We start from the raw sequence: 14,013 nt of genomic DNA on the forward strand, positions 1-14,013 counted from the left end.
CGGCCGCCGGGGCGCGCCCACACTCCGCCGCAAGAACAGGACGGAGGAGAACGCGCCATGGACGGCATCTTGACCGGCACCTCGGCGGAGTCCGCAACGAAGGCCTGGCTCGCCGATTTCGGGGCCGTGCTGGCCTCGGGCGAGGCGGCCCGCATCGCCGCGCTCTTCGCCGGGGAGTGCCACTGGCGCGACATCCTCGCCTTCACCTGGGACCTGCGCACCACCTCGGGCGCCGAGGCCATCGCGGCGCGCATGGCGTCGACGCTCGCGCGCATGGCGCCGCGCGATGTGGCGCTGGCCGCCGATCGCACCCCGCCGCGCCGCGTGACGCGCGCCGGCACCGAGGCGATCGAGGCGATCTTCACCTTCGAGACCTCGGTCGGCCCCTGCAACGGCGTGGTGCGCCTGGTGAACGAGGGTGGGGAGCCGCGCGCCTGGACGCTGGCGACCTCGCTCGACGAGATCCGCGGCCATGAGGATCCGGCCAACGGCAAGCGCTGGCAGGATGTGGACTGGAAGCGGAATTTCGGCGGCGAGAACTGGCTCGACCGCCGCAACAAGGCGCGCGCCTATGCCGACCACGATCCGGCCGTGCTGGTGGTGGGGGCGGCGCAGGCCGGGCTGTCGGTAGCGGCGCGGCTGTCCCTGCTCGGCGTCGATACGCTGGTGGTCGACCGGGAAGCGCGCATCGGGGATTCCTGGCGCAACCGCTACCACGCGCTGACGCTGCACAACGAGACGCGCGTCAACCACCTGCCCTACATGCCGTTCCCGAAATCCTTCCCGGTCTTCATCCCGAAGGACATGCTGGCGAACTGGTTCGAGATCTATGCCGAGGCGATGGAGCTGAACGTCTGGACCGGCACGGAGCTCACCGGCGGGTCCTGGGACGAGGCGGCGCAATGCTGGACCGTGACGCTGAAGCGCGCCGACGGCACCGAGCGGGTCATGCGCCCGCGCCACATCGTCATGGCCAATGGCGTCAGCTCCATTCCGATCATGCCGGACCTGCCCGGCCTTCGCGAGTTCAAGGGCGCGGTGCGGCATTCCGGCGCCTACGGCAGCGGGCTCGACTGGGCCGGCAAGCGGGCGCTGGTGCTCGGCACCGGCACCTCGGGGCACGACGTGGCGCAGGACCTCGTGGTGTCCGGCGCGGCGGAGGTGACGATCATCCAGCGCCGCCCCTCGCTGGTGGTCAGCCTCAAGGAAGCGCAGGCGCCCTACGCGCTCTACGACGAGGAGATCCCCTTCGAGGACAAGGACCTGCTCGCCACCTCCTTTCCCTTCCCGGTCTACCGGCGGTCCCACCAGCGCATGACGGCGATGAACCGGCATGCCGACGCGGCGCTGCTCGATGGGTTGGAGAAGCGCGGCTTCCGCCTCTCCTTCGGGCAGGACGCCACCGGCTGGCAGTTCCTGTACCAGAGCCGCGGCGGCGGATACTACTTCGACGCCGGCTGCTCGCAGATGATCATCGACGGGCGGGTCGGCCTGATGCAGTTCGACGACATCGCCCGCTTCGCACCGGAAGGAGCATTGATGAAGGATGGCAGCGTGAGGCAGGCCGACCTCATCGTGCTGGCGACCGGCTATGAGGGCCAGGCGGCGGCGGCGCGGCGCATCCTGGGCGATGCGGTGGGCGATCGCGTCGGCAAGGTCTGGGGCTTCGACGAGGAAGGGGAGTTGCACGGCATGTGGCGTCCGACCGGCCAGCCCGGGCTGTGGTTCCACGCCGGCGGGCTGGCGCAGTGCCGCATCTTCTCGAAGGTGCTGGCGCTGCAGATCAAGGCGCGGGAAATGGGCATGGTGGCGTGATCGAGGTGCTGAGCGACGAGGAGACCGGCCATTTCCGCGTGGTGACGCTGCGCGGGGAGACGCTCGGCATCACCCGTACCGAGGGGGCGGCGAACGACCTGGCGGACTACCTGCTGGAGGCGTGGGAGGCGGCGGTTGCCGAGGCCGCCCTGCGGGCGCGGCTGAAGCATGGGGATGCGGTCATCGAGCCGCGATAGCGGGGCATCGAGGGGGCGCCGCCCCATACGCGCGAACATTTGCGCTGTTGATTGGAGAGGGGCTCTGCCCCTCTCCGGACCTCACCCCGCCAGGGTGCGGTGCACCCTGGACCGGCCGATATGGGGTACCGGGCATGATTGCCCCGCCGGCAGCAAGAATGGCGCGGCGCATCCTGCCTCGCCGCGGAATTCCTGCCGTGCCCAACACCAGATGACGGTTTCCAAAGGCCCTTCGGCCTTTGGTGGGGAGAGGTCCGGAGAGGGGCGACGCCCCTCTCCGCTTCCCTCATCGCCCCATGTTCGCGCGCATGGGGCCTTGCCCCCTCGGACTCCCGCCACGGGACATGGTCCCCTGGACCCGCGGTGACTGGGGTATTGGCGTCGAGGGGCCTTCGGACGATGGGGGCCTGCTGCCGCGGATCGGCACGTGGAGCCCTTGGCGGGGAGAGCCCGGGCAAGGGGCACGCCCTTCTCGGGACAGCCGATGCAGGTCCTTCGCATGACTGTCGCAGCAGATCGCAGCCGGGCGGGCTTCGCGGCATGGCGCCAGGGGCTCGTGCGGTGGCCGTGCGCGAAACCTGGACACCGGGACCGGGCGAGGCGAACGCCCGGCCGTTATCTGCCCTGGATGTGACGATGCTCGCCAGACGACGGCACGGGCAATGCCACGCCCGCGAAAGCGGATCACTGCGCGCGCCATGGGCAGATCCGGTCCCCTTGCGCGACATTGCGGGCCGGACCGCCTCGACCGCGCACGCCGGCTTGGATAGAGCGGGGGCAGAGCGGGCACCCATGCAGTGCCCCCCCCGCCTGCCGTCAGCCAGGAGCTTGCCCATGACCCGCAGCCTCGTCCTCGCCGCCGCCCAGCTCGGCCCCATCCAGAAGGCGGAAGGGCGCGACGTCGCCGTCGGCCGCATGGTGCGGCTGATGGAAAAGGCCCATCAGCGCGGCGCCGAGGTCGTGGTCTTCCCGGAACTCGCGCTGACCACCTTCTTCCCGCGCTGGTATGAGGAGGACATCTCCCAGGCCGACCACTGGTACGAGACGGCGCTGCCCTCCAACGAGACCGCGCCGCTCTTCGAAGCCGCGCGGAAGTACGGCATCGCCTTCCATCTCGGCTATGCGGAGAAGACCCCGGACGGGCATCGCTTCAACACCGCCGTCTTCGTGAACCCGAAGGGCGAGGTGATGCTGAAGTACCGCAAGGTCCACCTGCCGGGTCACAAGGACTACGACCCGATCCGCAAGGTCCAGCACCTCGAGAAGCGATATTTCGAGGTGGGCGACCTCGGCTTCCCCGTGGTGCGCGCGCCGGTCGCGGGCCATGAGGTGAATGTCGGGATGATGATCTGCAACGACCGCCGCTGGCCGGAATCCTGGCGCGTGATGGGGCTGCAGCAAGTCGAGCTGGTCATGCTCGGCTACAACACGCCGAGCCTGAACATGGACAATCGCGGCTTCGAGGCGCACCACCTGCGGGTCTTCCACTCCCACCTGACCATCCAGGCCGGCTGCTACCAGAACGCCTGCTTCGCGGTGGCGACGGCGAAGGCGGGGACGGAGGACGGGCACGAGCTGTTCGGCCATTCCATCATCGTCAACCCGCAGGGGGAGATCATGGCGCAGGCCACCTCCTGGGGCGACGAACTGATCGTGGCGGAGGCCGATCTCGGCATGTGCGAACTCGGCCGCACCACCATCTTCAACTTCGCGAAGCATCGCCGGCCGGAGGCCTATGGCCGAATCACCGCGCAGGTGGGCAGCGAGGCGCCGGCGGTGTGGCCGCCGGGCCGTTGAGGGCTCTCCCGAAAGGGGGGCTCTCGTCACCGCGTACCGGCCGGATAGGTTCGGCTCCCCCGACCGAGGATGAGGCCCCCTATGATGCGTCGTTCATGCCTGGTCGCGGCGTTTCTCACCGGCGCCTGCAGCCAGTCGCCGGCACCGCAGGTTTCGCCCGCGCCCGTCCAGGCGCTGCCGCCGCCGGTGCCGGTCGGAACGACGGAGCAGCGCGCGGCGCGCGCGGTGGATCGCGCCCTGCGGACCGATGACGGCACGCAGCGCCGCGAGGCCGCCGATCCCGATGCGCCGCGCCAGACCGGGAAGCCGGGCTATGCGCCGCTCGATATCGGCGGCGCGGGGCAGATGCCGGAGATGCCGAACCAGGTTTCGCCGGCCTTCCGGGGCCTCTGATCGGCAGGCGGCCGGACGAAGGGCGCCGCGCCCGTGTCCCGGTTCCGAGGTCCTGCGGGCTTCCTCCTCCCGTCGCCGGCTCTTGCTGTCAGCGGCCTGTATCGCCGCTTCCTTCGCTGGAGATCCGGCAGGTTTCGCGGGCGGGACACTAGGCGCGCGGCATCCGGGGAGCAGGGGCGGTGCGGGTGGCCGGCGGCGGCGGTTCGAGTTTCGGTTGTGGTTGCGGGTCGGATGCCATCACGGGTTTCAAGACCACGTGATCGTTCTCGTTCGAAGTCGAAACAAATTGCTGCTTAAGAAGGGCGAGATGTAGGGTTTCCCGACATCCCCGCCGGCCGAGGCCTGGTGGAGGCCTCCGCCGCGCATGGATGCGGGAGGACAACGATCATGGCCCAGAAGCACGACGCGCGACGCACCGTCATCGTCACCTTCAAGCCAAAGGAGAAGCGCCCGGACAAGGGCACCGACAAGGTGGAGATCGTGAAGGGCGTGCTGCCGTCGGGCATGCAGACCCAGTTCTTCGCCGCCACGGCGCTGGCCTCCGGCGCCTCGGTGCCGGCGCTGCCGGAAGACCTCATCGGCTACGACGTCAACCAGTACGAGGCTCCCATCGTCACCGCCCGGCTGACCCAGGCGGAGGTGGACCAGCTTTCCAAGAACGGCAACGTCGCGCAGGTGGAGGAAGACCTGCCCTGCTACGTGATCGGGGTGGACCAGTACGCGCATCTGCAGTTCGAGAACCAGCCAAGTGTCCTCGCCGAGACCGTCCCGGCCGGGATCTCCCAGATCCGCTCGCGGGAGGCCTGGCCTTCCTCCCAGGGGGAGGGCGTGCGCGTCGCGGTGCTCGACACCGGGATCGACTTCAAGCACCCGGACCTGGCCGAGAACTACCGCGGCGGGGTGAGCTTCGTACCCGGCGCGGCGACGCCGATGGACGATCACGGGCATGGCACGCACTGCGCCGGGACGATCGCCGCCCCGATCAACGGGCTCGGCGTCGTGGGCGTGGCGCCGAGCGCCTACCTCTATGGGGTGAAGGTGCTGGACAGCACCGGCAGCGGCGCCTTCAGCCAGATCATCTCGGGCATCGACTGGGCGATCCAGAACGGCATGCACATCGTCAGCATGAGCCTCGGGGCCTCCGCCGCGCCCTCCGCGCTGCAGACCATGTGCAACACGGCCTGGGCCAAGGGGCTGCTGCTGGTGGCGGCGGCCGGCAATTCCGGGCCGGCGGCCTCGACGGTCGGCTTTCCGGCCAAGTACCGCAACGTCATCGCGGTCTCGGCCATCGATTCCGGCAATGCCATCGCCTCCTTCTCCAGCCGCGGGGCGGAAGTGGACCTCTGCGCGCCGGGGGTGAGCGTGCTGTCGACGACGCGCGGCGGGGGCTACGGGACCATGAGCGGGACCAGCATGGCCTGTCCGCATGTCGCCGGCGCGGCGGCGGTGATCTGGGGGGCTCATCGCTTCGCGACCAATGAGCAGATCTGGAATCTCCTGGCTGCCCATGTGGACAACCTCGGCCCGCCCGGCTGGGATTCCAATTTCGGCTACGGGCGGGTGAATGTCGATCGCGCGGCGATGGCCTTCGCGCCGGCGCCGGCGGTCGCGAAGAAGGGCATCTGACCGTTCCGGGAAGGCCCGCGCGCCGCTCGCGCGGGCCTTCTTCCCGACCGGACCCCCCCTGAAGGCGCGATGATGCCCGTTGCAGGCGGGTCGGCGCGGATCCGGGCCTGCGGGAATATCGCGCGAGGAGCAGATCCCGATCAGGTGGACTCATGCCAATGGGCCGTTTGCCTGACCTGTGGAACCGAGAGGGGCTTTGCCCCTCTCGGGCTCTCCCCACCAAAGGCCGAAAGGCCTTTGGAAACCGATACCTGGCGCCGTGCGCCACTGTCAGGACCAGTGCCGAAACCCGCCCTTGCGCACGAAACGCGCTCCGAAACGATGGGACTGTCTGAACCGCGCGGCACCAGATGTTGGTTTCCAAAGGCCTCGGGCCTTTGGCGGGGTGGTTTGGAGGGGCAGGGCCCCTCCAATTCCGCCCTCACCGGTCATTCCGAAGGGCCGTTGGTATGGTACCAAGGGCCGCTATTCGCGACCGCTGGTCTGGGGCCTTTCGTGCCCTCGGGCGCCGGGCGCAAACTTCCGGTTTGCCTGGCTTCGCCGGACCACTGGCGGGCCGCATTCCCGATCCCCGGTCACCTTGCAAGGCAAGGTAACTGGGTGCCCGTCGCGGCCTCCGCACGAGTCAGGAACTCGTGCCGCTCGTATCACCTGATCGGGTTAAGATGCTCGCGAATACAAGAGGATAGAGTGGTTGCCCGGGAGCCGGGGCGAAGCCAGACCTCTCTGGCGGCCGTTCAGGGCCGCGGCAGGATGTGGGCCTGCGGGTCGACTTCGACCAGGGCGACCTCAGGGGTAGCGGCAAGTGCCTCGATCTGGGCGGGTGTCGCCGTCGCGGCGGCCGAGGGGATCGCCTCGTAGACCGCGGTCGGCGCGATCCCGAGGCGTTGCAGAACCTGCCGCCGCACGGTGCCGTCCCCGGCGGTCGCGTGGAAGGTGATGACCACGCCGAAGCCGCGGGCGGCATCGGTGTTCGCGCGAAGCGCATCGGCCAGTGCGGGTTCGATCTTCGTCATGGCCTCGCGGCGCTCCTGCGCATGGAGCTGCGCGGTGTTGCCCAGCAGGGCCAGGATGGCTGCCACCCGGGAAAGCCACCTGGCCGGGCCGGCTGGTCCCGGTGCCATGGCCTGCGTGCTCCCGCAGGATTGGTATTCCTCCACCCGCCTGCGGGTCCAGCAAATTGACCGGAACGTGTTCCGCCGCCGGGCCACCGTATCGCAAGGCGACGCAGCCTGCGGTGTGTCGGGGACGTCCGGTTCGGCCCTCACTCGGCCGCGAGGCGCACCCTGCCGCCGCGCGCCGCGACCACAGCCAGGATGGCCTGCGCGACCGCCGCCTGGCAGGGCTCGATCACCGGCACGCCGCAGGCCTCCTCGGCGAAGTTGCGGTGGCCGGCCATGCCGGCGCAGCCGAGGATCACGCTCTCCGCCCCCATCGCGACCAGGTCCTTCGCCGCCTCGGCGAGCCGCGCGCGCGGCGCGACCGGGTCGGTCAGCACCTCCATGTCGAGGTTCAGCGGGATGGTGCCGGCGAGGCGGCTTTCCACCCCCATCGCCTGGAGGGCGCGGCGCTGGCGCGGCTTGGACTTGTCGGTGAAGGCGACGATGCCGAAGCGTTCCCCGCGCATCATCGCCGCCGCCACGGCGCAGCGCAGCGGGCCGAAGACCGGCCTGTCGGTCACGGTCCGCACCGCCTCCAGCCCGGGGTCGGAGACGCAGGCGAGGATGTAGGCGTCGGCGGGCTCGCGCTCGACCCTGCGGCAGAGCGGCTCGGCGATGCCGTACCAGTCGCGCCAGGTGACGATGGCGGGCGGCCCTTCCTCGATCCGCACCACGTCGAGGCGCGGCAGCCCGGGCGCGGCATAGGGCGCGACCGCCGCGGCGATGCCGTCGGTGCAGGATTGGCTGGAGTTCGGGTTGATGAGCAGGATGCGTTCGGCCATGAGACATCTTCACGCCGGGCCTGCCATGGGTTCAAGCCTGTCCCGTGCCGGAATGCTTGAACCGTACCGGCCTCGCGTTCTATGTTGCATTGCACAAAACGGTCGCCCGCGAGCGTCCGGACAAGGAACGCCGATGCCCTGGACCTCGGAGCGCGAAACGCCCGCCCTTTCTGTGAACCCCCCGCCGATCGGCGCGGCGATGGCGCGTGGCGCGATGGGGCGCTGCCCGGTCTGCGGCCAGGGGCGGCTGTTCAATGGCTATCTGCGCGTGGTCGATGCATGCGAATCCTGCCATGCGCCGCTCGGCCGCATGCGGGCGGATGACGCGCCGCCCTATTTCACCATCCTCATCGCCGGGCACGTGCTGCTGCCGGCGGTGTTCTGGGTGGAGAAGCTCTGGCAGCCGCCGATGTGGCTGCATATGGCGGTGTGGCTGCCGCTCTTCGCCATCGTCTGCACGCTGCTGCTGCGGCCGGTGAAGGGCGCGACGCTCGCCTGGATGCTGCGCCTCGGCCTGACCGGGGACGAGCAGGGGGCGCCCGTCCCCGCGCCGGTGGCGCCGCGCCGGACGCCGGGCGATGCCTGATCAGCGCCTGGTCCGCATCGAACTGCCGGAGGAGCCGCCGGCGCCTTCCGCCTTCGCCGAGGCCGATCGGCGGCAGGCGATCGCCGATCTGCTCACCGGCAACCGCTTCGACCCGCCGAACCTGCCGAAGGGGCCCTATGCGCTCGCCGTCTCGGTGCGCGAGGGGCGGCTGATCCTCGACATCCGCGACGTCGACAACCGGCCGCTGCACGTGCTCGCATTGGCGCTCGGCCCGTTCCGCCGGCTGATCAAGGACTACCACCTGGTGGTCGAGGCGCATGAGCGCGCGGTCGCCGAAAGCGGCCCCGAGAGCCGCGTCCAGGCGATCGACATGGGCCGCCGCGGCCTGCACAACGAAGGCGCGGAACTGCTCCAGCAGCGGCTGAAGGGCCGCGTGGAGGTGGATTTCGAGACCGCGCGGCGGCTGTTCACCCTGGTCTGCGCTCTGCACCAGCGCATCTGAGCGGGCATCCCTTTGATGCGGCGCGCGCTGATCGGGGCAGGCGGGCTGGCCGCGCTGGCCGGTGGCGGCGCCTGGCTGCTGCGCCGCCGCGATGCTGCCGCCTATGACCGTCTTGCCGTCGAAACCTGGCGCCCGCCCCGCATGGCCCCGCCGCTGCTGCGCGAGCTTGTCCGCTGCGCCACCCTCGCCCCCAACAGCCACAACACCCAGCCCTGGCGTTTCGCCCTGGCCGCGGAGGGGCTGCGGCTGCTGCCCGACCCGGCGCGGCGCACCCCGGCCGTCGATCCCGATGACCACCACCTCTTCGCGAGCCTCGGCTGCGCCCTGGAGACCATGTTGCAGGCCGCTCCGGTGCTCGGACTGCGGGCGGAGGCGGCGGTGGACGGCGCCGGCATCGCGACCCTGCGCGTCTCCCCGGCGCCGGCGCGCGGCAACGACCTTGCCGCCGCGATCGCGCGGCGCCACTCGACACGGCTGCCCTTCGATCCCGCGCCGCTGCCCGCCGCGGACCTCGCTTCGCTTGAGCAGGCCGGCGGCGCCGATCCCGCAGTCGGCCTCGTGCTGGTCAGCGCCCCGGCAGCGCGTGCCACGCTCGCCGAGCTGATCATCGCGGCGAACCGCGCGCAGATCCGCGATGCCGCCTTCGTCGCGGAGCTGCTCTCCTGGATCCGCTTCAGCCATGCCGCGGCGCTGGCGCGGCGGGACGGGCTCTTCGCCGGCAGCATGGGCAATCCCGCGGTGCCGGAGGCGATCGGCCGGCGCATCTTCCCCCTCGTCTTCACCGAGGCGGCGGAGACGCGGCGGCTGGCGCGGCTGCTCGATGCCACGCCCGCCTTCGCCGTGCTTGCCGCCGCCGAGGCCGGTCCGCGCGGCTGGGTGGCGGCGGGGCGCGCGGCGCAGCGCCTCTGCCTGCGCGCCACGGCGCTCGGCCTCGCCACGTCATGGGTCAACCAGCCGGTCGAGGTGGCGGCCATGCGCCCGGCCCTTGCGGCGCTCGCCGGTTTGGGGGACAGGCGGCCGGATTTCGTGCTGCGGCTGGGCCGCGGCCCGGCGGCGCCGCCCTCCCTGCGGCGGCCGCCCCAGGATGTGATGGCGGAGGAGCAGGCATGAGGATCGACGGCACCTGGCACCGCAGCGTGCGCGTGGACCTTGCCGATGGCTGGTCCGTGCGCATCCTCGACCAGACCAGGCTGCCCTGGCAGGTCGAATGGCTGCGCCTGACGCATGAGGACGAGGTCGCGCACGCCATCCGCTCCATGCAGACGCGCGGCGCGCCGCTGATCGGCGCGACGGCGGCCTATGGCGTGGCGCTGGCGATGCGGCGCGACCCGGCGGCGCTGGAACCGGTCTGCGCCATGCTGGCCGAGACGCGCCCGACCGCGATCAACCTGCGCTGGGCGATCGAGCGCATGCTCGCCGCGCTGCGCAACCTGCCGCCGGAAGCGCGCGCCGCCGCCGCCTATGCCGAGGCCGCCGCCATCGCCGACGACGATGCCGCCACCTGCGAGGCGATCGGCCGCCACGGCCTGCCGCTGCTGCAGGAGATCGCGGCGAGGAAGCCCGGCGCCCCGGTGAACGTGCTGACGCACTGCAATGCCGGCTGGCTCGCGACGGTCGACTGGGGCACCGCCCTGGCGCCGATCTACATGGCGCACGATGCCGGCCTGCCCGTGCATGTCTGGGTGGACGAGACCCGCCCGCGCAACCAGGGCGCGGCGCTGACCGCCTTCGAACTCGGCGCCCATGGCGTGAACCACACCGTCGTCGCCGACAATGCCGGCGGACACCTGATGCAGCATGGCGAGGTCGATATCGTCATCGTCGGCACCGACCGGGTGACGCGCACCGGCGATGTCGCCAACAAGATCGGCACCTACCTCAAGGCGCTGGCGGCGAAGGACAATGGCGTGCCCTTCTGGGTGGCGCTGCCGCATTCGACGCTCGACATGCGCGTCGCCGACGGCGTCGCCGAAATCCCGATCGAGGAGCGCAGCCAGGCCGAGGTCACCGACCTGACCGGGCGCACGGCCGATGGCCGGATCGAGACCATCCGCGTCGCCGCCGCCGGCAGCCCGGCCGCCAACCCGGCCTTCGACGTGACGCCGGCGCGGCTGGTGACCGGGCTGATCACCGAGCGCGGCCGCATCGCCGCCAGCGCGGAGGCGATCGCGGCCATGTACCCGGAAAAGCTCTGATGACCGGCTGGAAGACCGCCTGGCGGTCCTTCTACTACGACGGCGCGCCGGAGGCGGCGGACCCGGTCCTCGTGCAGGGCAAGGTCGCGCTGCTGGTGATCGACGTGCAGAACACCTACCTCGCGCGGCCCGACCCGGCGACGCTGCCGCCTGCCGAGCGCGCCCGGGAGGAAGCCTGGGCGCCCTTCCACGAACGCATGCACGGCGTCGTCATCCCGACCATCGCCCGGCTGATCGACCGCTTCCGCGCCGGCCGCAACCCGGTCTTCTTCGCGCGCATCGCCTGCCTGACGCCGGATGGCGCCGACCGCTCGCTCAGCCAGAAGAAGCCGGGCTGGAACAACCTGTTCCTGCCGGCCTGGTCCGATGCCTCCCAGGTCGTGCCGCAGCTCGCGCCGCATCCCGGCGAGGTGGTGGTGACCAAGACCACCGATTCCGCCCTGACCGGCACCAACCTGCGGCTGATGCTGCACAACATGGGCGTCACCCATGTCGTCTGCACCGGCATCTTCACCGACCAGTGCGTGAGCTCGACGGTGCGCTCGCTGGCCGATTAATCCTTCGACGTGATCGTGGTGGAGGATGGCTGCGCGGCGGGCACGATGGAGTTGCACACGCGCGAGCTCGAAATCATCAACCGCATCTACTGCGAGGTGATGCGCGCCGAGGACCTGATCGGCTACCTGCCGGTTTGACGCGCCCGGCGGCGGGGGCATGATTGCCCCATGGAAACGCTTGCCAACCTGGCCGCAACGCTCGGCCCCAGGAATGTCCTCACCGATTCCGACGATCTCGCGCCCTATGCCGTGGACTGGCGGGGGGCCTGGCGCGGCGTGCCGCGCGCGGTGCTGCGCCCCGGCAACACGGAGGAGGTCGCCGCCGCCGTGCGCGCCTGCGCCGCGGCGGAGCTCGCCATCGTGCCGGCGGGCGGGCGCACCAGCCTGTGCGGCGGCGCCGTGGTGCCGGAGAACGGCCCGCCCGCCGTGGTGCTGAGCCTCGAACGCATGAACCGCATCCGCGACGTCGATGCGCGCGACTTCTCCCTGGTCGCCGAGGCCGGCTGCATCATCCAGAACGTGCAGCAGGCGGCGGCCGCGGTGGACCGGCTGTTCCCGCTCTCCTGGGGGCGCAGGGCTCGGCGATGGTGGGCGGTGCGCTTTCCACCAATGCGGGCGGCATCCGCACCATCCGCTGGGGCAATGCGCGCGACCTGGTGATGGGGCTGGAGGTGGTGCTGCCCGACGGCCGCGTGCTCAATGACCTGCGCCGCGTGCGCAAGGACAATTCCGGCTACGCCCTGCGCCACCTGTTCCTGGGCGGGGAGGGGACGCTCGGCGTCATCACCGCCGCGGCGCTGCGCCTGGTGCCGGCGTTGAAGCGGGTGGAGACGGCCTTCGTCGCGGTGCCCACGCCCGATGCGGCGCTGTCGCTGCTGTCGCGCGTGCTGGGCAGCGGGGCGGAGGTGATCGCCTTCGAGCTGATCATCCGCGACTGCATGGACATCGTGGAACGCCGCGGCGCGGCGAACGGCATCCGTGTCCCGCTGCCGCTGGAAAGCCCCTGGTACGTGATGGTCGAACTCGCCGCCGCGCATCCTGCCGTGCCGTTGCGCGAGATGCTGGAGGACGCTCTGGGCGCGGCGATGGAGGCGGGCGAGGCGACCGATGCCGCCTTCGCCGAGAGCGAGGCGCAGCGCGCCAATTTCTGGCGCATCCGGGAGGATTATCCCGAGCTGGCGCGGCAGGAGGGGCCGGCGATCAATACCGACACCGCGGTGCCGGTCTCCGCCGTGCCGCGCTTCCTCGAACGCATCGCGGCGGCGCTCGCCGAGCGCTGGCCGGAGGGGCGGCTGCTCGCCCTCGGCCATGCGGGGGACGGCAACATCCATGTCAGCCTGCGCGCGCCGCCGGGCGTGGACCGCGAAACCTGGAACCTCCGCGCGCGCGGGGCGGAGGAGGTGGTGAACGCCATCGCCGTGGACCTCGGCGGGTCCTTCTCGGCCGAGCACGGCATCGGCCAGTCCAAGCGGCATGCGATGGCGACGCACAAGGACCCGGTGGCGCTCGAGCTGATGCGGGCGATCAAGGGGGCGATCGATCCGCGCGGGGTGATGAACCCGGGGAAGATGCTGCCGTGATCGCGGCGCCAGACCGGCCAGCCTTTCGGCTGACTCGGTATGAGTGCCTTGCTTTGCGCGCAGCCGCCACACCAACCCTGCGCGCGATTCCGCCGCGCCTCGCCGCCGACAATTCGGCAGCAAGGCTCGGCGGCATCGATCAGCCGCGCGCGAGCAGCCCGCCTGCCACCAGCAGGTCCGCCGTCGCCGGGCTGAACGCCGCGGGGATGTCGTAGACCAGGGCGATGCGCAGCAGCGCCTTCACGTCCACGTCGTGGGCCTGGGGCGCGAGCGGGTCGGGGAAGAAGATCAGGGCGTGGATCTCGCCCTCCGCGATCATGCCGCCGATCTGCTGGTCGCCGCCGAGCGGACCGGACTTCACCAGGCGGATCGGCAGGTCCGGCGCATGCCGGCGGATCACGCCGCCGGTCGTCGCGGTGCAGACCAGCGCATGCGGGGCAAGCTGCGCCGCATGCCGCGCCACCCATTCGGCCAGCGCCGGCTTCATCCGGTCATGCGCGACGAGGGCGAGGGTCAGGGGCAGGGCGGGATCTCCTCGATCGCGTGGAAGACCGGGCGGCCGGCGGCGCGGAAGCGGGCGACCTCGGCATCCGCGCCGGCACTGGGGCCGCCGATGCGCAGGATGGCGTCGCAGCGTTCGGTCAGCGCGAGGGAGAGCGGCATCATCACCTCCTCGAAGGCGTCGCCCTCGGCGGCGGCGATGACGGGCAGGGCCATGTTCACGCCGATCAGCGGCACATGCCCGAGCCGGAAGACCGCCAGCGCGGCGCGGTTCATCTCGGCGAGGCGCGCGGCCCGGACCGCCGCATCCGCGCCGCCGGAGCTGTAGGGCGCGGCGATCATGATCCACATCGCCGCCGGC

At 71.3% G+C, this 14,013-nt stretch carries 16 protein-coding genes and 1 pseudogene; 13 read left to right on the plus strand and 4 right to left on the minus strand.

Annotation, left to right across the window (positions count from 1 at the left end):
• Nucleotides 1-57: 57 nt before the first annotated feature.
• The 5 genes from GXW74_RS09520 to GXW74_RS09540 all read left to right on the plus strand — a co-directional run bounded on the left by GXW74_RS09520 (nucleotide 58) and on the right by GXW74_RS09540 (nucleotide 5,828).
• Nucleotides 58-1,815 (plus strand): flavin-containing monooxygenase, encoded by a 1,758-nt coding sequence (locus GXW74_RS09520; protein WP_211846255.1) that lies wholly within the window; start codon nucleotides 58-60, stop codon nucleotides 1,813-1,815.
• Nucleotides 1,812-2,012, plus strand: a complete 201-nt coding sequence (locus GXW74_RS09525; protein ID WP_211846256.1) for a hypothetical protein — start codon at nucleotides 1,812-1,814, stop codon at nucleotides 2,010-2,012. The genes GXW74_RS09520 and GXW74_RS09525 overlap by 4 nt, the downstream gene beginning before the upstream one ends.
• An 834-nt stretch (nucleotides 2,013-2,846) precedes the next feature.
• Entirely contained in the window at nucleotides 2,847-3,809 is a 963-nt protein-coding gene (locus tag GXW74_RS09530) for an N-carbamoyl-D-amino-acid hydrolase (RefSeq protein WP_211846257.1), read from the plus strand.
• Nucleotides 3,810-3,890: 81 nt separating this feature from the next.
• On the plus strand, nucleotides 3,891-4,202 hold the full coding sequence (locus tag GXW74_RS09535) for a hypothetical protein (RefSeq protein ID WP_211846258.1): 312 nt from the start codon (nucleotides 3,891-3,893) through the stop codon (nucleotides 4,200-4,202).
• A gap of 387 nt (nucleotides 4,203-4,589) precedes the next feature.
• A complete protein-coding gene (locus GXW74_RS09540; protein ID WP_211846259.1) occupies nucleotides 4,590-5,828 on the plus strand; it encodes a S8 family peptidase in 1,239 nt (412 codons plus the stop codon).
• Nucleotides 5,829-6,565: 737 nt separating this feature from the next.
• Here GXW74_RS09540 and GXW74_RS09545 read toward each other — a convergent pair.
• Together GXW74_RS09545 and GXW74_RS09550 are read right to left on the minus strand one after the other, a co-directional pair.
• On the minus strand, nucleotides 6,566-6,910 hold the full coding sequence (locus GXW74_RS09545) for a hypothetical protein (protein ID WP_211846260.1): 345 nt from the start codon (nucleotides 6,908-6,910) through the stop codon (nucleotides 6,566-6,568).
• Nucleotides 6,911-7,092: 182 nt separating this feature from the next.
• Nucleotides 7,093-7,770 (minus strand): aspartate/glutamate racemase family protein, encoded by a 678-nt coding sequence (locus GXW74_RS09550; RefSeq protein WP_211846261.1) that lies wholly within the window; start codon nucleotides 7,768-7,770, stop codon nucleotides 7,093-7,095.
• A 133-nt stretch (nucleotides 7,771-7,903) separates the two neighbouring features.
• Here GXW74_RS09550 and GXW74_RS09555 point away from each other — a divergent pair, with 133 nt between their 5' ends.
• From GXW74_RS09555 to GXW74_RS09580, 8 genes and pseudogenes are all read left to right on the plus strand, one after another.
• A complete protein-coding gene (locus GXW74_RS09555; RefSeq protein WP_211846262.1) occupies nucleotides 7,904-8,356 on the plus strand; it encodes a DUF983 domain-containing protein in 453 nt (150 codons plus the stop codon).
• Nucleotides 8,349-8,819, plus strand: a complete 471-nt coding sequence (locus tag GXW74_RS09560) for a UPF0262 family protein (RefSeq protein ID WP_211846263.1) — start codon at nucleotides 8,349-8,351, stop codon at nucleotides 8,817-8,819. Before GXW74_RS09555 ends, GXW74_RS09560 begins: the two co-directional genes overlap by 8 nt.
• A 15-nt stretch (nucleotides 8,820-8,834) precedes the next feature.
• Nucleotides 8,835-9,929 (plus strand): Acg family FMN-binding oxidoreductase, encoded by a 1,095-nt coding sequence (locus GXW74_RS09565; RefSeq protein WP_211846264.1) that lies wholly within the window; start codon nucleotides 8,835-8,837, stop codon nucleotides 9,927-9,929.
• On the plus strand, nucleotides 9,926-11,014 hold the full coding sequence (mtnA, locus tag GXW74_RS09570) for an S-methyl-5-thioribose-1-phosphate isomerase (RefSeq protein WP_211846265.1): 1,089 nt from the start codon (nucleotides 9,926-9,928) through the stop codon (nucleotides 11,012-11,014). The genes GXW74_RS09565 and mtnA overlap by 4 nt, the downstream gene beginning before the upstream one ends.
• Nucleotides 11,014-11,571: a cysteine hydrolase family protein gene (locus tag GXW74_RS09575; RefSeq protein ID WP_246523117.1), complete on the plus strand. Its 558-nt coding sequence runs from the start codon at nucleotides 11,014-11,016 to the stop codon at nucleotides 11,569-11,571. The genes mtnA and GXW74_RS09575 overlap by 1 nt, the downstream gene beginning before the upstream one ends.
• Nucleotides 11,572-11,580: 9 nt before the next feature.
• On the plus strand, nucleotides 11,581-11,709 hold the full coding sequence (locus tag GXW74_RS28350; protein ID WP_272877257.1) for a hypothetical protein: 129 nt from the start codon (nucleotides 11,581-11,583) through the stop codon (nucleotides 11,707-11,709).
• 30 nt (nucleotides 11,710-11,739) lie between these two features.
• Nucleotides 11,740-12,209 (plus strand): annotated as a pseudogene (locus tag GXW74_RS27950) (FAD-binding oxidoreductase); the annotation flags it as partial.
• A gap of 21 nt (nucleotides 12,210-12,230) precedes the next feature.
• The gene (locus GXW74_RS09580) at nucleotides 12,231-13,151 is read left to right on the plus strand and encodes an FAD-binding oxidoreductase (RefSeq protein WP_246523139.1); all 921 of its coding nucleotides are present in this window, start codon (nucleotides 12,231-12,233) and stop codon (nucleotides 13,149-13,151) included.
• A 139-nt stretch (nucleotides 13,152-13,290) separates the two neighbouring features.
• On the opposite strand, the gene GXW74_RS09585 is transcribed toward GXW74_RS09580, so the two are convergent.
• Together GXW74_RS09585 and GXW74_RS09590 are read right to left on the minus strand one after the other, a co-directional pair.
• The gene (locus tag GXW74_RS09585; protein WP_211846304.1) at nucleotides 13,291-13,674 is read right to left on the minus strand and encodes a methylglyoxal synthase; all 384 of its coding nucleotides are present in this window, start codon (nucleotides 13,672-13,674) and stop codon (nucleotides 13,291-13,293) included.
• Complete coding sequence (locus GXW74_RS09590) at nucleotides 13,665-14,003, minus strand: DUF1937 family protein (RefSeq protein WP_211846266.1); 339 nt, start codon at nucleotides 14,001-14,003, stop codon at nucleotides 13,665-13,667. The genes GXW74_RS09585 and GXW74_RS09590 overlap by 10 nt, the downstream gene beginning before the upstream one ends.
• Between the last annotated feature and the right edge of the window lie 10 nt (nucleotides 14,004-14,013).

Source organism: Neoroseomonas eburnea, from assembly GCF_018129005.1.
Taxonomy (GTDB): Bacteria; Pseudomonadota; Alphaproteobacteria; order Acetobacterales; family Acetobacteraceae; genus Neoroseomonas; species Neoroseomonas eburnea.